Source organism: Streptomyces sp. NPDC097617 (assembly GCF_044761485.1).
Taxonomy (GTDB): Bacteria; Actinomycetota; Actinomycetes; order Streptomycetales; family Streptomycetaceae; genus Streptomyces.
In genome coordinates, this window is record NZ_JBIWCL010000004.1 from 384,270 (window position 1) to 404,204 (window position 19,935).

At 73.7% G+C, this 19,935-nt stretch carries 17 protein-coding genes; 11 read left to right on the forward strand and 6 right to left on the reverse strand.

The genetic code is table 11. The features are described 5' to 3' along the window. The first annotated feature begins 254 nt into the window (after positions 1–254). Both ACIQZO_RS10625 and ACIQZO_RS10630 read left to right on the forward strand, forming a co-directional pair. Positions 255–677: a hypothetical protein gene (locus ACIQZO_RS10625; RefSeq protein ID WP_403623156.1), complete on the forward strand. Its 423-nt coding sequence runs from the start codon at positions 255–257 to the stop codon at positions 675–677. A 68-nt stretch (positions 678–745) separates the two neighbouring features. Continuing rightward, positions 746–1,588: a MerR family transcriptional regulator gene (locus ACIQZO_RS10630; protein WP_403623159.1), complete on the forward strand. Its 843-nt coding sequence runs from the start codon at positions 746–748 to the stop codon at positions 1,586–1,588. 10 nt (positions 1,589–1,598) lie between these two features. Here ACIQZO_RS10630 and ACIQZO_RS10635 read toward each other — a convergent pair whose 3' ends face one another. Further along, the gene (locus ACIQZO_RS10635) at positions 1,599–1,898 is read right to left on the reverse strand and encodes a hypothetical protein (RefSeq protein WP_403623162.1); all 300 of its coding nucleotides are present in this window, start codon (positions 1,896–1,898) and stop codon (positions 1,599–1,601) included. A 97-nt stretch (positions 1,899–1,995) separates the two neighbouring features. Here ACIQZO_RS10635 and ACIQZO_RS10640 point away from each other — a divergent pair, with 97 nt between their 5' ends. Then, a complete protein-coding gene (locus ACIQZO_RS10640) occupies positions 1,996–2,487 on the forward strand; it encodes a hypothetical protein (protein ID WP_403623164.1) in 492 nt (163 codons plus the stop codon). Here ACIQZO_RS10640 and ACIQZO_RS10645 read toward each other — a convergent pair. Both ACIQZO_RS10645 and ACIQZO_RS10650 read right to left on the reverse strand, forming a co-directional pair. After that, on the reverse strand, positions 2,474–2,944 hold the full coding sequence (locus tag ACIQZO_RS10645) for a GNAT family N-acetyltransferase (RefSeq protein WP_403623166.1): 471 nt from the start codon (positions 2,942–2,944) through the stop codon (positions 2,474–2,476). The genes ACIQZO_RS10640 and ACIQZO_RS10645 overlap by 14 nt on opposite strands. Positions 2,945–3,012: 68 nt before the next feature. Then, the gene (locus ACIQZO_RS10650; RefSeq protein ID WP_403623169.1) at positions 3,013–3,975 is read right to left on the reverse strand and encodes a helix-turn-helix transcriptional regulator; all 963 of its coding nucleotides are present in this window, start codon (positions 3,973–3,975) and stop codon (positions 3,013–3,015) included. Positions 3,976–4,100: 125 nt separating this feature from the next. Between ACIQZO_RS10650 and ACIQZO_RS10655 the strand changes: the two genes are divergently transcribed. From ACIQZO_RS10655 to ACIQZO_RS10680, 6 genes are all read left to right on the forward strand, one after another. Next, positions 4,101–4,526, forward strand: a complete 426-nt coding sequence (locus ACIQZO_RS10655) for a DUF3224 domain-containing protein (RefSeq protein ID WP_403623172.1) — start codon at positions 4,101–4,103, stop codon at positions 4,524–4,526. 257 nt (positions 4,527–4,783) lie between these two features. Continuing rightward, complete coding sequence (locus ACIQZO_RS10660) at positions 4,784–6,067, forward strand: phenylacetate--CoA ligase family protein (RefSeq protein ID WP_403623174.1); 1,284 nt, start codon at positions 4,784–4,786, stop codon at positions 6,065–6,067. Then, positions 6,064–7,383 carry an MFS transporter gene (locus ACIQZO_RS10665; RefSeq protein WP_403623177.1) on the forward strand — a complete coding sequence of 440 codons (1,320 nt, stop codon included), beginning with the start codon at positions 6,064–6,066 and terminating at the stop codon, positions 7,381–7,383. The genes ACIQZO_RS10660 and ACIQZO_RS10665 overlap by 4 nt, the downstream gene beginning before the upstream one ends. Then, a complete protein-coding gene (locus tag ACIQZO_RS10670) occupies positions 7,380–8,525 on the forward strand; it encodes a GNAT family N-acetyltransferase (RefSeq protein ID WP_403623180.1) in 1,146 nt (381 codons plus the stop codon). Before ACIQZO_RS10665 ends, ACIQZO_RS10670 begins: the two co-directional genes overlap by 4 nt. Next, positions 8,522–9,670, forward strand: coding sequence for an acyl-protein synthase (locus ACIQZO_RS10675; protein WP_403623183.1), 1,149 nt, complete (start codon positions 8,522–8,524; stop codon positions 9,668–9,670). The genes ACIQZO_RS10670 and ACIQZO_RS10675 overlap by 4 nt, the downstream gene beginning before the upstream one ends. A gap of 2 nt (positions 9,671–9,672) precedes the next feature. Beyond that, entirely contained in the window at positions 9,673–12,183 is a 2,511-nt protein-coding gene (locus ACIQZO_RS10680; protein ID WP_403623399.1) for an acyl-CoA reductase, read from the forward strand. Between the two features lie 86 nt (positions 12,184–12,269). On the opposite strand, the gene ACIQZO_RS10685 is transcribed toward ACIQZO_RS10680, so the two are convergent. After that, positions 12,270–15,002 (reverse strand): LamG-like jellyroll fold domain-containing protein, encoded by a 2,733-nt coding sequence (locus ACIQZO_RS10685; RefSeq protein WP_403623186.1) that lies wholly within the window; start codon positions 15,000–15,002, stop codon positions 12,270–12,272. Between the two features lie 183 nt (positions 15,003–15,185). Then, the gene (locus tag ACIQZO_RS10690) at positions 15,186–15,821 is read right to left on the reverse strand and encodes a helix-turn-helix domain-containing protein (protein ID WP_403623189.1); all 636 of its coding nucleotides are present in this window, start codon (positions 15,819–15,821) and stop codon (positions 15,186–15,188) included. 77 nt (positions 15,822–15,898) lie between these two features. Between ACIQZO_RS10690 and ACIQZO_RS10695 the strand changes: the two genes are divergently transcribed. Further along, positions 15,899–17,422 (forward strand): MFS transporter, encoded by a 1,524-nt coding sequence (locus ACIQZO_RS10695; RefSeq protein WP_403623192.1) that lies wholly within the window; start codon positions 15,899–15,901, stop codon positions 17,420–17,422. Here the strand turns inward: ACIQZO_RS10695 and ACIQZO_RS10700 are convergent. Continuing rightward, a complete protein-coding gene (locus ACIQZO_RS10700) occupies positions 17,346–19,283 on the reverse strand; it encodes a glycoside hydrolase family 5 protein (protein WP_403623196.1) in 1,938 nt (645 codons plus the stop codon). The genes ACIQZO_RS10695 and ACIQZO_RS10700 overlap by 77 nt on opposite strands. A 239-nt stretch (positions 19,284–19,522) precedes the next feature. Between ACIQZO_RS10700 and ACIQZO_RS10705 the strand changes: the two genes are divergently transcribed. Further along, the gene (locus tag ACIQZO_RS10705) at positions 19,523–19,831 is read left to right on the forward strand and encodes a hypothetical protein (protein WP_393849090.1); all 309 of its coding nucleotides are present in this window, start codon (positions 19,523–19,525) and stop codon (positions 19,829–19,831) included. The last annotated feature ends 104 nt before the right edge of the window (positions 19,832–19,935 follow it).

Genomic DNA, 19,935 nt, shown 5'->3' on the forward strand with positions numbered 1-19,935 from the left:
CCCCGGGCGGACCGGACTCGGGGGGCGGCGCGGGATGGTTGCCGGGCGCGGCAGCTGAGCTCATGGATCGGTTCTCCGTAAGGGCGATCGGCGGGCAGGACACCACGGCACGGGGAGCCGGGGGTCGCGCCTCCCCCTTCACCCGTACTGCCGTTCCAATTCCGCACGCCCCCCGGCCATTCCCGCCGGGCCGGTTTCACCCGCAGGCATGAGAAGGGAACCGGGCCGGCCCCGCCGTACGGCAAGGTGGTCGGATGCAGTTACGCCGGGCCGTGCCCCTCTCCCTCGTCATGCTCCTCGCGAGCGCCGGCTGTGTCTCCGTCGGCCCGCAGGACACGGCCTCCTCACCCGCACGGGGATCTTTACCGCCCGCCGGGGCGCCCGACGTGCCCGAGGCTGCGACGCCGCTCGCCCTGCCGCTGGGGACGCTGCCCCCGGCCGCCACGCCCGATCCCGGCCCGGCCCCCGAAGCGAAGCCGGAGCCGGAGCCCTCGCGGGGGCGGGCTCCCGCGAAGGCGGCGCCGGCGCCCCGGCGCAAGCGGGTGCCCGGCCCGGCGACGGCCCACCCCCGGCGCAGGCCGGCCCCGCCTCCCCGCATCGACCAGCTGTGCTCGGCCGCGGAGGGCACGGTGCCGCCGTCCATCGTCGACCTGTGCCTGCGGCAGTACGGCCACTGACGACCGCGTCCGCCCCCGGTGCGAGGCTTGACCCTCCCCCTGTGTCAGACCTTGTAGTGGAGCGCGTCATGTTCACCATCGGAGACTTCGCCAAGCACGGCCGGGTGTCGGTCCGCATGCTGCGTCACTACGACGCCCTCGGACTGCTGCGCCCGGCGCGTGTCGACCCCTTCACCGGCTACCGCTCCTACGAGGCCGGGCAGCTCGCCCGCCTCAACCGTGTCATCGCGCTCAAGGAACTCGGCTTCAGCCTCGACCAGGTGGGGACCATCCTCGACGAGCGGGTGGACGCGCGGGAGCTGCGCGGCATGCTGCGGCTGCGGCAGGCCGAGCTGGAGGCCGCCATGGCCGCCGCGGCGGCCCGGCTGGTGCAGGTCGAGGCGAGGCTGCGGACCATCGAGAACGAGGGATCCATGCCTGCCGACGACATCGTCGTGAAGAGCCTTCCGCCCGTCCGGCTCGCCGAGCTGACCGGGACGGCCGGGAGTTACGCACCCCAGGACATCGGCCCGGTCATCGGCCCGCTCTACGACGAGCTGTGCCGCCGCATCGAGGAGGCAGGGGTCGTCCCGACCGGTCCTGGCACCGCCTCCTACGAGGACGCGCCCGCCCCGGGGCCCGTGGGGGCCGTCCTCGTCCACGCCGGGCTTCCGGTGGCGGCCTCGGTGCGCGCCGAGGACCTCGGGGGCGAGGTGCGGATCGTCACGCTGCCCGCGGTGGAGCGGGCCGCGACGGTCGTGCACCGGGGCCCGATGGACGGGGTCCTGCCCACCGCGCAGGCCCTGGCCCGGTGGATCGACGCGCACGGGTACCGCTCGGCGGGCTATGCCCGCGAGCTGACCCTGGCCTGCCCCGAGGACCGGGAGCAGTGGGTCACCGAGCTCCAGGAGCCGCTGGCCCCCACCTCCTGACCCCGGATCCTCAGGGGCGGCGTCCGCAGGCGCGGGCGCACCGCCGGGCCGTGTCGCGCCGGGCGGTGCGCAGCCTGCCCACGGTGGTGCGTCCGCGCCGCTTCCACTCGCCGCGCGGCAGCACCGCCCGCTGGCCGCCGCCCGCGATCAGGGCGTTGACGGGGGTCATCGGGTCGGCGGCCATCGCCTTGGCGAACAGGACGCCGACCACCAGCGGGACCAGGGCCACGGCCAGGGCCGAGCCCGCGGTGGTCACGTGCTGCATGCGCGGGCGGGCGGTCGTCGCGCCGGCGGGGGCCTGTGAAGTCATGTCCCCATTCCAGCAGCGGATCGGCGTCGGGGAATCGGGGTGGATACTCAGGCCGTTGGGTGTGAGGTACTCAGACGCACGGGGCGGGTGGTGGGTGATGGCGGTACCCGGGCAGGGTTTCGATCCCGCGACCGGTGACGGCCCGGCCGCGCCGCCCGGCGGGCGCGAGAGGGAGCTGCGCACCGCGTACGAGGGGCTGCTGCAGATCCGCCGGCTGCTGGGCGGCCCGGCGGACGGCACCGCTGACACCGCTCCCGCGCCCTGGGAGGTACGGCAGCCGACGCGCGCGGTGGCCCTCGTACTGGAGGCGGCCGGGATCGCGCCGTCGGCGCTGGACGCGCAGGGGCGGCGCACCCGCAACGGCTACCGCGTGGCGGCAGGGGCGGAGCCCGGGCGGGCGGAGGTGACCTGGCTCGGCCCGCCGGGCGGCGGCGCGGCCGGTGAGGAGCAGGAGCGGTTGACGGACTGCGCGGCCGCACTGGAACGGCTGGGCTGGGTGTGCCTGTTGTACCGGGGCCCCCGGGGGCGCCGCTTTCTGGAGGTGGAGCCCCCGGGTGGGCCGGGCGGGCGTCCGGTCAGTTCAGGGTGAGCAGGACGACGTCCACCTCCGCGCCGCGGGCCCTGGCGAAGTCGCGGGTGCGGCCGGTGACGGTGAACCCGCACTTCTCCAGCACCCGGATCGAGCCCGCGTTGTCGGACACGGCCCCGGCGTGCAGCGGACGGGTGCCCTCCAACCGGATCAGCTCGGCCAGTGCCCGGGTGGCGATGCCCCGCCCCCAGTGCTCGGGGCCGATCACGTACGTCACCTCGCGCTCCTCGGGCGGCCCGAACACGGCGGCGTGACCCACCACGACCCCGTCGGCCACTACCGTGCGCAGGAGCACGGCCGGGTCGGTGCGGACCTTCGCCCAGTGCGCGTCGAAGTGGCCCCGGTCGTAGTGGTACTTCCGGGTGATGGCCGCCATCTGCCGGAGGGCCGGGTGCGTCAGCTGCTCCCAGAAGACGGCCAGGTCCTCGTCGCTCGTCTCGCGCAGCTCGGTCTCCATGTGCGCTCTCCCTCTCCCCGTGATCGATCTCGAGGCCCACTGTACGAGTGACGTCGGGCGAGCCGGTGTCAGGCGTAGCGGGCGGCGAGCGCGGTCACCGTCTCCGCGAGGGCGCGGCGCAGTTCGGGCGGTCCGAGCACCTCGGCGTCCGTGCCCAGGCGGAGCAGGTCGCCGACGGCGATGGCCTGGGACTCCACGCTCAGGCACAGCCGCACCCAGCCGTCGGCGTCGGCCGGGTCCGCCTCGGCGAGCGCCCGGGTGCCCGCCGCCCCGAACCGCATCGGCAGCAGCCGCTGACCGTACGGGGACAGTCGCAGTTCGGCGGTCTGCTGGTGGAGTACGGCGTCGAGGCGGCCGGTGGACTCCTGCCAGTAGGCGGCGAGTTCGAATGCGGCGGGCCGTTCGAAGCCCTCCGGCGCCGTGTCCACCGCGAGGAACCGGGAGACCCGGTAGGTACGTACGGCGCCCCCGGCATCGGCGACGAGGTACCAGATGCCGCCCTTCAGGACGAGGCCGAGCGGATGCAGCTCGCGTTGCACCTCTCCGCGCCAGCGGCGGTAGTGGGTGCGCAGGACCCGCTGGTCCCAGACCGCTTGGGCGATCTGCGCGAGGTGCGGTACGGGGTCGGCCTCCCGGAACCAGGCGGGCGCGTCGAGGTGGAAGCGGCCCTGGATGCGGCGGGCGCGTTCGGCGAGGGCGGCCGGGAGCGCGGCCTGGAGTTTCAGCTGGGCGGCGGCCAGATCGGCGCCGAGGCCGAGTTCCCGCGCGGGTCCGGGGGCTCCGGCCAGGAAGAGCGAGTCGGCCTGGGTGTCGGTGAGGCCGGTGAGGCGTGTGCGGTAGCCCTCGGCCAGCCGGTAGCCGCCGGCCGGGCCGCGGTCGGCGAGGACGGGGATGCCGGACGCGCCGAGGGCGTCGATGTCGCGGTGGATGGTGCGGACGGACACCTCCAGCTCGGCGGCGAGTCGGGGTGCGGTCATCCGGCCGCGGTTCTGCAGCAGCAGGAGCAGGGAGAGAAGCCGGTCGGCACGCATGGCGCCATTGTCCCGCGTACCTGACAGAAGGTGTCAGGTACGGCTGCCAGCCTGAGGGCACGACGCAGCAGGAGCTGCGCGACCGCCGGACGCGGGGGCCCGCCCGGCCGACCGAGAGGACCGTCATGTCCACGCCCGTAGAGACCACCGGCCGCTTCACCTTCGCAGGCTGGGAGGAGAGCCCCCTCGGTGCCGCGGACGCGGTCCCCCGGCTCGCCCACGCCCGTGTCACCAACACCTTCACCGGGGGGATCGAGGCCCCCGGGACCGCCTGCGACTACACGATCGCCTACACCGGGGAGAACCTCGGCTCCTACAGCGGCATGGAGCTGGTCTCCGGCGGCCTCGACGGCCGCAAGGGCAGCTTCGTCCTGGAGGAGCGCGGGCAGTTCGACGCCGGCGGCACCGTCTGCCGCTTCGAGGTGGTGGCCGGCTCCGGCACCGGGGACCTCGCCGGGCTGACGGGCTCCGGAGGGTTCACCTATCGCCACGGAGACACCTCCGTCGCGTACACCTTCACCTACGAACCGGGCCGGGGCCCGTCCCGTTGAGCGGGTGGGCCCCTCAGCGTAAATCTTGTTGAATGCGATCACACTGGCCGGAAATATTTGGCCAATTAGGTGATTAGCGGAACGGTGTTTCATCATCATGACTGCACGTCAGCTTTCGGCGTGCATCAGAGGGAGGCGGGGGCGCCGGGGGGTCCCCCGTTCGCTCCGGCTCGATCGCGCAGGCGAGTTCCAGCTCCGGCCGCGCATCGCCGTGACTCCCGTCCCCGTTCCCGTTCCCGTCACCCAGGCAAAGGCTCATGTCCGCCCAGCAGCTCTCGGACCTCATACGTTTCGCCCGCCACAATTCGCCCTACTACCGGGACCTCTACGCGTCCCTGCCACCGCACGTCGACCGGCTCGACGACCTGCCGGTGGTCGACCAGCAGGACTTCTGGGCGGCCAACGCCCTGCACGACAGCCGCGTACTGACCGGCCCGCTCAACGAGGCCACGGTCTACAAGACCGGCGGCACCACCGGCTCCCCCAAGTTCTCCGTCTACACCCGCGACGAGTGGCGCACGTTCGTCACCGCCTTCGGCCAGGGGCTCGTGGACACCGGCCTGCGCCCCGGGCACCGCGTCGCCGACCTCTTCTACGCCGGGGAGCTGTACGCCAGCTTCCTCTTCGTCCTCGACTCGCTCGCCCACGCGCCCGTGGACAACGTCCGGCTGCCCGTCGGCGGCGGCGCGCCGCTTGAGTCGACCATCCCCACGCTGCGCGACCTCGCCGCCCAGGTGCTGACCGGCACGCCCACCACCCTGTGCCGGCTCGCCGAGCAGCTGGTCGCCTCCGGTGTCCGCCTCGATGCGGTGGAGCTGCTCCTGTTCGGAGGCGAGGCCCTCTTCGACGACCAACGGCGGCTGCTGGCCTCCGCGTTCCCCCGCGCCGAGGTCCGTTCCGTCGGCTACGCCAGTGTCGACGCGGGCCTGCTCGGCCGTCCGGTGTCCGGCCCCGACGCCCGGGTGCACCGGGCCTTCACCCCGTATGCAGTGGTCGAGATCCTCGACGACTCCACCGGTGAACCCGTCACCGAACCGGGGCGGCCCGGCCGGGTGGTCGTCACCAGCCTCTTCCGCCGCCTCATGCCGATCATCCGATACCCCGCCGGCGACCGGGCCGAGTGGACCGGCACCGGGCCCGGCCACTTCAGGATCCTCGGGCGCGCCGAGGAGGGCGTGCGCGTGGGCCCCGTCTCCCTCTACACACAGGACGCCCAGGACGCCGTGGCCGCGGCGGACACCGCGGGCCGGGTGGTCGGCATGCAGCTCGTCGTCCGCCGCTGGGACGGCCGCGACGGGCTCGTCCTGCGGCTGGCGACCGCCCCCGGTGACGAGGCCCGCGGCGCGGTCGCGGGCGAGCGGGCCGCGCTGGCCGCCGCCGTCGTCACGGAACTGGAGTCCGTACGGCCGCTGTATCCGGACAGTGTGCGGGCCGGGTTCGTGCACCCGCTGTCCGTGGAGTGGGCCCGCCACCGCGACCTCGCCGTCAACCCGCGCTCGGGCAAGCTCGTCCGCGTCCTCGACGAGAGGCCGACCGCATGACCGCCTCATCCGTCTCCGCTCCCGGATCGAACTCCGGGACCGGGCCCACTGCCGGCACCCCGGAGCGGGCCGGCGCCCGGCGCCGTCCGCTGGTCCTGCGCAACCGCGCCTTCGGCGCCGTGTGGCTCGGCCAGATCCTCACCCAGGCCGCCGTGCGCATGTTCCAGGTCGGCGTGTCCTGGTGGATCGTCGCCCATGCCGTGCCCGAGGCTCCGGGGCTGGCCTCCGGGCTGTTCCTGGCGGTCTGCACGCTGCCCGCCGTGGCGCTCGCGCCCGCCGTGGCCGCCACCATCGCCCGGTTCGCCCACCGCTCGGTGCTGCGGACCGCCGCCGCCCTGGCCGGGGCCGCCTCGGGCGCCCTCGCCCTGTGGGCCCACGGCGAAGGTCTGCCGCTCACCGGTGTGTACGCCGCCGCCCTCGCCCTGGCGACCTGTCAGGCGTTCTTCGACCCCTGCCTGACCACCTCGGTTCCCGAACTCGTCGACGACGCCGACATCGAGACGGCCACCGGTTTCGAGCTGTCCACCCAGTCCCTGGCCGGCCTCGCGGGTGCGCTGCTCGGCGCCCTGACCGTCGACCGGGCGGGTGTGGCCGGGCTGGCCGCGGGCTGCGCGGCCGCCTACCTCGGCGCCGCCGTACTCGTCGCGAGCGCCCGCTTCCGTACCGCCGACCCGGACGGCCCGGACGGCGCGGCGGCCGCGCCCCGGCGGCGCCCGCTCCGCCGCATCCTGGCCGAACTGCCCTCCGTACGGCGGATCCTGCTCTGCTTCACCGCGGCGAACCTCTTCACCGCCGCCGTGTTCGTCGTCATTCCCCTCTACACCCGATCGGTCCTCTCCGGCGCGGGCGGGACCGTGGCGCTGCTGGAGGCCTCGCTGGGCACCGGTGCACTCGTCGGCGCCTTCACCGGCACCCGCGTGCCGGGGCGGCCCACGGTGGCCGGCGCCTGGTGCCTGGGCCTGATGGCCCTCGCCCTGGCGCTGCCCGGGCTGTTCGCGCAGCGCCCGGTCGTCGCGGGCTCCCTGGCCGTGGCCGGCTGGTGCGCCGGGGCCGTCAGCGTCCGCTTCGTCGCCCTGTTCCAGCGGATGGTGCCGACGGCGGACAAGCCCGGCTTCTTCGCCGTGATGCAGGCCGTCCTGGGTGCCTCCCTGCCGGTGGCGTCCCTGGTGTTCGGCTTCGCCGGCGACTTCCTCTCGCCGCAGACCCTCTGCCTCGTCCAGGGCATCGGCCTGCTCCCCGCGGCCTGCGCGCTGGCCCTGCTCGGGCCCGGTACGTCCGAGGCGGCCGGGGCGGAACCCGCAGGAGGCGAGCGATGAGCCCCGTGATCGCGCCGGCCGTCCGCGCCGACATCGCCGAGCTGCGCCAGCTCTACTACGCCGTCTACGGCCCGCACTACCCGGTGGCGCTGGGCACCGACCCGGCCGAGATGGCCCGGCTCATCGCGGACCCGCACTCCCTGTGGCTCGTCACCCGCTGCGCCGACACCGGGTACCTGACCGCGTCCGCCGCCATCCACGGCGAGGCGGGCAACCGCACCGGCCGCCTGGAAGGCATCGCCGTACACCCCGAGCACCGCTCGGCGGGCCTGGCCGCCGCCCTGACCGATGCCCTGTGCGCCGCAATGCTGGACACGGGCCGCCTCGATTCGGTCTACGCGACCGTTCGCACCGTCAGCGCGGGTCCGCAGCGCGTCGTCGCCCGCAACGGCTTCCGCCCGCTGGGGATCCTGCCCAACGCGGTGGATCTCAGCAGCCGCGAAAGCCTCGCGCTCTACGCGCGTCACGCCGCCGGAGTGCTCGAGCGCCGGATCCCGGTCACCGAAGTACCGGCCCCGCTGCTGCCGTTGCTGCGCACCTCCGAGTCCGCGCTCGGCATCGGCTACCCCGGGGTCAGGGCCGTCGCCCGCCCGCTCCCGGCGCCCGCGCCGCACACGGCCGTCGAGCGGCTGGAGGTGATCGAGGCGCCGGCCTTCGTGCGCCGCCGCTTCCGCGAGCAGTTCCCGGGGGCCGAGGGCTGGTTCTACCCGCTGCACACGCCGAACGTACTGCTCACCCCCGAAGACGGCCGGTTCGAGGTCTACGCCTACCTCAACCGCGCCGGCGGGTACGGGTCCCTGCTGACGGCCCACCCCGACCCCGCAGCCGCGGCGGCCCACCTCGAACCCGTCACCCGGGCGCTGGCCCGCGCGGGCGCCGGCTACGTCGAGGCCCTGGTGCCGCTCGCCCACCACGAGGCCCTCTCGGCCTTCCTCGCGCAGGGCTTCGTCGCCGGGGCCCTCTACCCCGCGATGCGCGCGGACGGCGACGGTTTCCACGACTACGCCGTCCTGTCCCGTTCCAGCGAGCGGATCGACTTCCGCGGCGTCGCCGTCGAACCGCCCCTCCAGCCGTATCTGGACTGCTACGTGTCGGCCTGGGCGTCGACACACCTGCCCACATCTTCCGAGGTTGCCTCATGAACCCCCATCTCGCGCCGGTCGCCGTACCGGACCCGGCCCTGCTGCCGCACGTACAAGAGCTGTGCGACCTGACCGACCCGTACGCCTTCGGACCCGCCGAGGACGAGCTGTTCGCCGCGGCCATGGCGGAGACCAACGCCTGGCACGCCGAGCGCTCCCCGTTCTTCCGCTCCCTGTACGAGGCCACTCCCCCGGCCGTGCCGTACCGCACGCCGCTCGTCCACGCGAACTTCTTCAAGCGGCACGAGGTGCTGTCCATCCCCCGCGAGGACGTCGAGCTGCACCTGACCTCCTCCGGCACCACCGGCCAGAAGTCGCAGATGTTCTTCGACCACTGGACCATCCGCTCCGCCCAGCGCATGGTCGCGCGGATCTTCGAGCGCAACGGCTGGATCACCCCCGACCAGGAGGCCAACTACCTCCTCTACAGCTACGAGCCGGCCCCTTCGCTGAACCTGGGGACCGCCTTCACCGACAACTACCTGTGCGACTTCGCCCCCGCGCGCAGCGTCGCGTACGCGCTGCGCAACACCGGCGGCGAGCACGAGTTCGACCCCTTCGGCTGCATCGCCGCACTGCGCCGCTTCGAGCGCGAGGACGCCCCGGTCCGCATCCTCGGCTTCCCGGCCTTCCTCTTCTTCACCCTGGAGCGGATGCGGGCCATGGGACTGCCTCCGCTGCGCCTGCCCGAGGGCTCCCTCGTCGTCCTCGGCGGCGGCTGGAAGGGGCACGCCGACCGGCGCATCGGCAAGGAGGAGCTGTACTCCCGTGTCACGGAGCAGCTCGGCGTGCCCGGTGAGCGGATCCGGGACACCTTCGGGTCGGTCGAGCACTGCATCCCGTACATCGAGTGCGACCACCACCGGCTGCACGCGCCCGTCTGGTCGCGGGTGACGATCCGCTCCACCCGCACCCTCGAACCCCTGCCGTACGGGGAGCGGGGTTACCTCCACCTGGTGTCGCCGTACATCACCTCGGTGCCGGCGCAGAGCGTGGTCATGGGCGACCTCGCCTCCCTCCGGCCGGGCGACGCCTGCGGGTGCGAGCTCGCGACCCCCTGGTTCACCGTCCACGGCCGGGCCGGGGTGAGCCGCAACCGCAGCTGCGCGGTGGCCGCAGCGGAACTGATGAAGGGAATGGCGTGACCATGGGCGGGCACCACCACTACTGGCAGGGCGAGTTCATCGGCGACGAGGAGGCCGGCCGCCGGCTCGCGGGCCTGCCGGCCGCCGTCGAGGCCGCGCTCGCCGAGGGCCTGGAGACCGAGACCGTGCTGGCCGCCTGCGACGCCCTCGGCTCCGCGCTGTGCGACCCCGGCCACCCCGTACGCATAAGGCTGTCGGCGCACCTGCCCGAGGGCGAGGACCCGGCCGTCCTGGCCGAGTTGGGCGGCCTCCTCGGCCGGCGGGAGCTGGCCCGCAAACTGCGCCGGGAGCTCGGCAGCGCCACTCCCGGCCGGCTGAACCGGGCGGATCCGCGCGAGACGGTCTACGAGGCGTGGGCCCCCGTCGGACTGGTCGCCCACATCGCGCCGGGCAATGCCGCGACGGTCGCGCCGCTGAGCATCGTCGAGGGGCTGCTCGCGGGGAACGTCAACGTGCTGCGGACCAGCAGCGCCGACACGCTCCTGACCCAGCACCTGATGGCCGAACTCGCGGCGCTGGACCCGAGCGGCGCACTGGCCGCGCGGATCGTCGTCCTGCGCTTCCCCTCCTCCCGGCAGGAGTGGCTGCGCCTGATGTGCGCGCCCGCGGACGCCGTCGCCGTATGGGGCGGGGAGGCCGCCGTCGAGGGGATCGCGGCCCATGTGCCGGCCGGCTGCCGGCTGGTGGAGTGGGGGCACAGGATCTCCTTCGCGTACCTGACGGCCGACGCCTGGTCGGACGCCCGCACGCTCGGCGCCCTGGCGGACGACGTCTGCCTGCACGAGCAGGAGGCGTGTTCCAGCCCGCAGGTGGTCTATCTCGACACCGAGGACGAGGACGAGGTCTTCGGCTTCGCCGAGCGTTTCGCCGCGGCCCTCGCCGCCCGGCCGCCGGCCGCGGCCGGTGCCGTGGCGGGCGGGCCGGACCCGGCGGAGGCGGCCGAGCTGACCACCACCGAGCTGGTGGCCCGACTGGAGGAACATCTGGGCCTGACCCGGGTGTTCGCCGCTCCCGACGGCTCGTGGCGGGTCATGGCCGACACCCGGTCCCCGCTGACCGCCTCGCCGCTGCACCGCAGCGTGTGGGTCAAGCCGCTGCCCCGCAAGCGGCTGATCGCCACCCTGCGCCCGATGCGCCGCTATCTGCAGACGGCGGGCCTCGCGGGCAGCGAGACGGACATCGCCGAGCTGTCGCGCACCGTCCTGGCCGCAGGCGTCACCCGTGTCACACCGGTCGGCGCCATGCTGGAGAGCTACGCGGGTGAGCCGCACGACGGCGTCTACGCCCTCCAGCGCTACAGCCGCCGTGTCGCGGTCCAGGCCGATCCGGCCCGGTTCGCCACCACCGCCTGCCTGGACGATCTGGCCCGGCCCGTGGTGCTGGCGCGTCCCACCGGCCCGCTGCTGGGCAAGGAGGACGTGCAGGAGCCGGCCCGCCGGCTGACGCGGGACGATGCCGAGCTGTACTTCCGCAGCGGCGGCAGCACCGGCGCACCGGCGCTGTCGGTCTTCAGCTACGACGACTACGACACCCAGATGCACGCCGCCGCCCGCGGGCTGGTGGCCGCCGGCTACGACCCGGCGGCGGACCGGACCGCCAACCTGTTCTACTGCGGCGCCATGTACGGCAGCTTCATCAGCTTCTTCTCCGTGCTGGAACGGCTCGGCGGGGTGCAGTTGCCGCTGTCGGCGGGACCCGACCACCGGGCGACGGCACAGGCGCTGATCGACCACGGGGCCGACACCCTCTTCGGCATGCCCTCCTACCTGTGGCAGTTGCTGCACGCGGAGGCGGACGCGCTGCGCGCGTACGGGGGCCTGCGCAAGGTGTTCTACGGCGGCGAGCACTTCACCGCGGAGCAGCAGCGCACTCTGAAGGACACCTTCGGTATCGAGACCGTCCGCTCGATCACCTACGGCAGCACCGACCTGGGGCCGCTGGGCTACCAGTGCACCGAGAGCTCCGGCGGCGTCCACCACCTGCACGCCGACCTGCACACGATGGAGGTCCTGGACCTGGCCGAGGACCGCCCGGTGGTTCCGGGCGAGACGGGCCGGCTGGTCTTCACCACCCACGCCCGGCGCGGCCAGCAGCTGGGCCGGTACGTGATAGGCGACCTCGGCCGGGAGGTCCCGGGCCGCTGCCCGTGCGGACGGCACGCGCCCCGCTTCGAACTGCGGGGGCGCACCGGCGACGTGATGCGGGTGGCGACGTACTTCCTGGGCCACCGTCGCTTCCTGGACCTGGCCGAGGAAGAGGGGGGCCACCGGGGCGAGCTGCAGATCCGGCTCGACTCCACCGATGCGCGCGAGCGGCTGACCGTACGGGTGGAGAAGTCCGCGGCGACGGATCCGGAGCGGTTGCGGCAGGTCTTCCTGGCCGGCTACCCGGAGCTGTGCTCGGCGGTGGCGGAGCGGCTGCTGGAGCTGGTGGTCGAGGCGGTGGACGGCGCTGCCCTGGACCGCAGCCCGACCAGCGGCAAACTCCTCGCCGTGGTGGACGCGCGCCGCTAGGCGGAACGGAACCCCTCACCGCGAGCGGGGGCGCGGGACGGCCCTCAAGCCGGCCCGCGCCCCCTCCTGCTCATCACCCCGTCAGGTCACGGGGCGCCGAAGGTGAGCGTCAGCTGCGGTGTCCCCTCGGCGGCCTGCGCCTCGGAGGACCACAGCCACAGGGCGTCCGTACCGCTGCTGCTCAGCGCCAGGTCGTAACTGGTGCCGAGCGCAGCCGCGAGGCCCGAGGTGGTCAGCCCGGTGGTGTGCACCGCCGAACCGTCGGGGATTCCGGCGAAGCTGCCGAGCGCCGGCCCGCCCAGCGCCGGACGGTTGTTGTACGAGGTCCCGTCCTCGCTCCACGAACCGGTGACCGGGACCACGGAGACGGTGTCCGTGGTGCCGGCGCCGCTCTGGGTGTTCGTCTTCACGCTGAGCGCGGCCGACTTCAGTACCGTGCCGGCGGGCGCGGCGGGCAGGTCGAAGCGCAGGTAGCTCGCGTAGAACGAGGTGCCGCGCACCGCGAGCGAACCGGAGGTGCCGTAGTTGGTGCCGGGCGCCCCCGCGTTGGCGTAGGTGTCCTCGGCGGCGGTCACCTGGACCACCGAGTCGGCCGGGGCGGTCGCGAGGGTGTAGTGGTTCTGCACCTGCGCGGCGCTGAGGACCGTCGGGTAGACAGCGGTCTCGTCGAGCTGTCCGGCCCAGTAGTCGCTGGTGGGGCGGTTCGGCCAGGAGGTGAGGTTGTCTCCGCCGGTGCGCCAGAAGCCGGAGTAGTTCTCGTGCGTGGTGACGTTGAGCGTGCCCTTCGACGCGCCGTCCACGTAGAGGGTCATCCCGCCCGGGCCCTGGGTGGCGACGACGTGGTGCCACTGGTTGTCGTTGTAGGCGGCCGGCGTGGTGATGGTGCGGGTGGCTCCGGTGTAGACGCCGAAGACCAGCCGTCCGTCGTTGGTCATGTAGACGTGCTTGTCGTACTGGTGGCTGGTGCCGCCCTGGCTGTTCCCGAAGCCGACGAGCTTGCCGCCGCGGGTGGTGTTCGTCCTGAACCAGGTCTCGACGGTGTAGGTGCTGCCGATCGTCTGCCGCTTGTCCGCGTACACGTGGGTGTTCGAGCCGTTGAAGCCGATCGCCGTGCTCGCGCCGGAGACGGCGCCGGGCGTCTGCCGCAGGGCGGGGGCGTTGTTGTGCACGCCGCTCTGGTTGCCGCCCGCCGAGGAGTCGGCGACGAAGGGCAGCGCGGATTCGTCGTAGCGCCAGTACAGGGCGGCTCCGTCGGCGCGGACGTCGTTCGGATAGCCCTCCACCGTGGTGGGGACGCTCACGCTCGCCGTCGCGGACAGGGCGCTGGTGTTGCCTGCGGCGTCGGAGGCCGTCACCCGGTAGGTGTACGACTGGCCCGCCACCGCGGTGGTGTCGGTCCAGGAGGCCTGCGGCCGCTTGAAGAACAGCGAGTCGGCGGTGACGGTGGCGATCGGTGCGGCCGCGCCGTTCCGGTGGATCCGGTAGGTCAGCGCGCTGTCGTCGAGGTCGAGGCTGGTGCGCCAGCGCACCTGGACCTCGCCCGGCTTGAAACTGACCGCGCTCGCCACCGGCACGCTGGGCGCTCCGGTGTCCCCGGTGGAGGAGAAGCGCGTCAGGCTCTGCTGCGCGGCGCCGTTGACGGTGGTGAACTCCCCGCCGACCCACAGGTACTGGACGCCGCCCTTGGACCCGACCGTCATCACGCGCGGCCCGATGCCCTCGCCGATGCCGTCGTTGGTGTCGGGGGCCCAGCCGAGCTTGCCCGTGCCGCTGGTGGGCTGGGCGAGCAGGTGGTGACGCTGGCCGTCGGGGAACTCGCCGACGCTGGAGCAGTCGTGCGCGTGCGAGGCGCTGTAGAGGACGTCCTGGTAGGGCAGCACGGCCTGGGTGGCGCCGAGGCAGGTGTCGCGCCAGCGCTGGCCGAAGCCGTCCAGATCGATCGCGATCCGGCCGTCGAAGACGCCGCCGCCCGTGCCCTCGTTGGCGGTGTAGACGCCGCTCGCGTCGGCGGCGACGTCCTTGACGACGGAGTTGGTCTCGATGAAGCCGGGGTAGGACTTGGTGAGCGCGCCGCTCGTCGCGTCGACGACGGCCAGTGCGTGCGTGTTCGTCCCGTTGACGGTGAAGAAGTCACCGCCGAGGACCACGTTCTCGCCGTCCGGGGTGACTTCGACGGCGCGTCCGGGCTCGTCGGCGTCGGCGGTGAAGGGCTTCAGCGCCCCGTCGGCCGCGCCGACGGCGGCGAAGCGCTCGCGCGGCCGGCCTGCGACGCTGAGGAAGTCGCCGCCCGCGTAGACGGTGTCGCCGGTGACGGCGAGGGCGCGGACGGTGGCCGCGAAGGCGGGGCGGAAACCCTGCTTCACCGTGCAGCTCGCCACGTCGACGGCGGCGAGGCTGGAGACGGCGGTGCCGTTGACGGCGCCGAAGTAGCCGCCGGCGTACAGGGTCGCCTTGTCCGGTGAGAGGGCGAGGGCGCGGACCGTGGCGGTGCCGGAGCCGACGGTGAAGGACAGTTTGCAGGAGGTCGGGGCGCCGGTCGCCGCGTCGAGCGCCACGAAGTTCACGGCCGACTGCTCGCTTCCGGAGCCTCCGGCCGACGGGCGCACGGTGGAGAAGGTGCCGCCGGCGAAGACCTGGCCGCCCGCCTCGGCGAGGGCCCAGACGACTCCGTTGGGCTGCCAGGTGGACAGCGCGTCGGCGGTGAACGCGACGGGCGGGGTGAGCGCCGCCGCCTGCGGGGCGAGGCCCAGGCCCACGCCCATTGCGGTTCCGGCCAGGGACAGGACGAGAGCGGCCGCCGGCCCTCGGGATCTACGCATGAATCCCCCAGTTCGGTGTGCGGTACGGCCGTAGGGTGCGGCCGCGCGAGGGATGGCCGAAAATCGCTGAACAGCAGTCCACAGCCATGCCCACGGGCGCACCCTAGAGCGATTCGAGTCCTGATTCATCCCACTTGACATATCGGATGCAAAATCGCGAAGGCCCCCGCACGCACCCCGCCGTCACGCGCGGGGCTTCGCCCGGACGTGCATGCGCTCCCCCTGCCGCCCGAAGAGGCTGAGGACCTCCACGGGCCGCCCGTCCGCGCTGGTGAACCAGTGGGGCACCCGGGTGTCGAACTCGGCGGCCTCGCCCGGGCCGAGGACCAGATCGTGCTCGGCGAGGACGAGGCGCAGCCGGCCATCCAGCACGTACAGCCACTCGTAGCCCTCGTGGGTCCGCGGTTCCGGCTCGCCACCCCGGTCGACGATGAGCATCTTGTACGCCTGGAGGGGGCCCGGGCCCCGGGTCAGCGGTACCGCAGTGCTGCCGTCCGGCAGGGTGCGAGGGGTCAGCCGTACGCGGGGATCGCCCACTTCGGGCGCGCCCACCAGATCGTCCAGGGGCACCTGGTAGGCGGCGGCGAGCGGCAGCAGCAGTTCCAGGCTGGGGCGGCGCTGCCCGGACTCGAGGCGGGACAGGGTGCTCTTCGAGATGCCGGTCGTCTCGGAGAGCGCGGCCAGGGTGAGACCGTGCCGGGCGCGCAGCCGTCTGAGCCGGGGCGCCACCTCGTCGAGGACCGCCTGATGCGGAGACTGCTGCGGAGACTGCTGCGGAGGTGCCTGCGGGGGTGACTGCTGAGCCGGCGTGTCGTCCATCTGTCCATTCCACTCGGTCGTCCCGGAAACGGCAACAAGGTTTGCCGGTCGGCGCCCGGTGCGCACACCCTCGCGCCATGAGCCCACACAGTGATTCCGCGACCTCGCAAGGACAGCGCCGCACCGGCGACGACGGGACCCCCGGCGCCCACCGGCCCGCGGTGAGGTGGGCGCTTGGCGGCCTCTCCCTCTCCGTACTGCTGTCCTCGCTCGGCACCGGCATCGCCCATGTCGGCCTGCCGGCCCTCACGCAGGTCTTCTCCGCCTCCTTCCAGCAGGTCCAGTGGGTCGTCCTCTCCTACCTCCTCGCCATCACCACCCTCGTCGTCGGCGTCGGCCGGCTGGGGGACCTCTTCGGCCGGCGCAGGCTGCTCCTGGCCGGGATCTCCTTGTTCACCGCGGCCTCGGTCCTGTGCGCCGCGGCGCCCACGCTCTGGCTGCTGATCGGTGCCCGCGCGGCCCAGGGCCTGGGTGCGGCCGTCATGATGGCCCTCACCATGGCGTTCGTCGGTGAGACGGTCCCCAGGGAGCGGACGGGCAGCGCCATGGGGCTGCTCGGCACGATGTCGGCGGTCGGCACCGCGCTCGGTCCCTCGCTCGGCGGCGCGCTCCTCGCCGGGTTCGGCTGGCGGGCGCTCTTCTTCATCAACGTGCCGCTGGGCCTCGTGGCGTTCCTGCTGGTCCGGCGCCATCTGCCCGCCGACCGGCAGGGGTCCGGGACCGACCGGGCCCGCTTCGACCACGTGGGTACGCTGCTCCTCGCACTCACGCTCGCGGCCTACGCGCTCGCCATGACCCTCGGCGGCGGCCGATTCGGCGCGCTCGGCACGGCGCTGCTGCTGGCGGCCGCCTGTGGAGCGGTCCTCTTCGTACGCGCCGAGGCGAGGGCGGCCTCGCCCCTGGTCCAGCGGGCCCTGCTGCGCGATCCGGTGATCGGTGCGGGCCTCGCGTCGAGCGCGCTCGTGTCGACGGTGATGATGGCGACGCTGGTGGTCGGGCCGTTCTACCTCTCCCGCACCCTCGGCCTCGACGAGGCCCCGGTCGGCCTGGTCCTGTCGGTCGGACCGCTGGTCGCCGCGGCGACCGGGGTACCGGCCGGCCGGCTCGCGGACCGGTTCGGCGCGCAGCGCATGACCCTCCTCGGGCTTCTCGCGATGACGGCCGGGGCCTTCGCCCTGTCCATGACACCGGCGAGGCTCGGCGTCCTCGGGTACGTCGTCCCGCTGGCGGTCGTGACCGCCGGCTACGCCGTGTTCCAGACGGCCAACAACACGGCCGTCATGGCGGACGTCCGCCCGGACCGCCGGGGCGTGGTCTCCGGGATGCTCAATCTCTCCCGCAACCTCGGGCTCGTCACCGGCGCCTCCGTCATGGGTGCCGTGTTCGCGCACGCCTCGGCGACGGCAGACGTCGCCTCGGCGCCCGCCGCCGCCGTGGCCACCGGAACACGGTTCACCTTCCTGGTGGCGGCGGGCCTGGTCCTGGTCGCACTCGCCGTCGTCGCCGCCGCCCTCGTGCGCCGTACTAAGGGGCGTCCGGCCCCGGCAGGGGACGGCACAGCAGCGCGGCCGGGGAGGGCCGGGTGGCGGCGCGGGTGGTGAAGGCGATGCCCGCCGCGTACTCGGTGGGCAGGCACTGGCCCTTGTAGTTCCCGGAGCCGAAGTCGCCGCCGGGGCCGCCCGGCGGGCGGTTGTCGCCGCGGTCGAACCAGAGCGTCCGGGCACCTCCGGGCAGGGCCGTGCGGGCCGGGGCGCACAGACCCGCCGAGACCCGCTTGCCGCGCAGGCTGTATCCGATCAGGAACTGGCCGCTCGGGCACTGGAACTTCGTGTAGCCGGTGGCCCAGTCGCCGCCCGCCGGGACGTACCTCTCATCGCGGACCACGGTGTGCCCTCCCGTGGGAGCGCGCAGGTCGGAGGTGGTGCACAGGCCCCGTCCGCCGGTGTGGGCGAGCCCGGCGAGGCGGGCGCCGTCGGGGCAGACCGCCTTGCGGGCCCCGCTGTCCCAGTCGCCGGTGGCGCGCGTGCGCAGCGAGGCGTTGTGATCGCGGTGGTCGGTGGTCAGCTGGTACCAGGCGGTGGTGGCCGGGACCGGCCCGGTGCGGCCGGGCGTGGTGGCGAGCGGGGTCCAGCGGGCGGTGCGCCAGTCCCCCGGGTCCAGGACGCCGGAGCGGCGGCCGGCAGCGTCGTAGCGCAGCATCGCCCAGCTGTCGCCGCCCGGGTTGCCCTGGGCGTCGGTGCTCCAGCCGACGAGGGGCCAGTACGCGAAGTCGGCGTCGGAGCGCGTCAGATACCCGGTGAGGCGGTCGAACCAGGTGCGCGGGGCAGCCCCGGTCTCCTCGGCCCCGATGCCGAACTCGCTGATCCAGACGGGGGCGGTGAAATGCGTTCCGGTCTCCGCGGACACGAAGAAGGCCTGGTCGTAGAGGGTCTGTTCGAGTTGGGCCTGGGTCATGTCCTGGTAGCGCAGGTCGCTGGTCTCGCCCATGCCGGTCGCGCCACTGTGCCGGGGGCCGGTGTACCCGTAGAAGTGGGCGGAGTAGACCAGCTTGTTCGAGGTGACCAGGGTGTGGGAGAGGGTGCGTACGGGGGTCAGGGTGGGGCGGCCGTGCGGGAAGCCGTCCACGGGCAGGCCGTACCAGTTGATGCCCTCGACGACGATCAGCAACTGGGGGTTGGCCTCGGTGAGGATGCGGTCGGCGGCCTCCTGGGCGGCGGCGTGCCAGTCGTGGTTGTCGCCGAGGCCCCAGTTGGGGTCGTCGAAGAAGTCGCGGCGGACCTCGTTGTAGAGGTCGGCGCCGACCACGCGCGGGTTGTCCCGGTAGCGGCGGGCGAGGAAGACCCAGTCGTCGGCCCACTGGGCGGTGGAGCGGCCGCTGTTCCAGCGTTCGTTGCCGTCGAGGCCGCAGCACCAACGGGTGGTGACGGTGTGGTTGTTGAGGATGACGGCGAAGCCGGCGTCGGTGAGAGCGGCGACCACGGCGTCGTAGACCTGGAGGGGCGTGCGGCCGCGCAGCGCCGGATTGGCGGCGACGGCCGCGTCCGGGACGGCGGCGGTGTCGCGCAGCATCTCGTTGGAGAAGGGCAGCCGGATGCTGTTGAGACCCAGGGCCCGGAAGTCGGCGAGCAGGGTGGGCAGGGGGGCCCGGTCCAGGCCGACCGGGATGCCGTGGGCGTTCTGCCCGCTGTGGTGCGCGGCCGGGTCGTTGCGGTCGCCGGAGCCGTTCCAGGAGCCCTGGGCCCCGTCCCAGTTGCCGGAGCGCAGCCGGAAGCGGTTGCCCTGCGCGTCGACGATGTAGCGACCGCGGGTGGACAGCGGCGGGGTCCATGCCTCGGCGCCGGCGGTAGCGGCCGCGGGCTCCGGCGCCGGGGCGGCGAGCGCGGGCCCGGCTGATGGCGCCGACAGCACACCGGCCGCCAGCACCAGGGCGCAGAGGACCGCGCGTAAGAGGCTCTTCATCATGCTCCTGCCGAGGTCCGGCCGTCCCGGCGGGCGGCTGCCGTCGGGCAGGTTACCGGCGGGTCGCTTCCGGGGGAAGGCAAGGGCACGGTCACTTTCGGACGCGGCGCTCCGCAGCGGCGGATCCGGCACCGCGGCATCCGCTCACGCACGGTCACCCTGCGGAAACCGCCCCGCGCAGGGCCACGCCCCCTCTACCGTGCCCTGAGGCGATTCGGGCACTGCACCGGAGGGCGGGGCGGATGGACGAGCAAGAAGACATGCGACTGGCGGGACTGACGCCGGAGATCTCCCGCCGCACCCTCACCCTGCTGCGGGGTCTCGCGGGCCTCGAGCCGCCCGAGCAGGTCCCCGAAGAGGCCATGGTCGTCGCCGACGCGGTACTGGCCGAGCACGGCACCGACGGGCTGCGTGTGCTGGTCATGACGCTGGCGGCCTGGGCGACGGCCCAGATCGAGAACGTCGCCGAGCTGAGCGGGCGCAGCCACGAGGCGGTCCTGGACGCGATGGAACTGGCCTGCCTGGAAGCGAACGCCGAGGACACCCCCTAGACGACCCGGGCCGCACAAGGCTTTCGTCGCCCCGTTCCCACACCGGGAGCAAAAGAAACCAGCTTCGATCCGGCCGCGATCCGGCGGGCTTCGGCGACACTGGG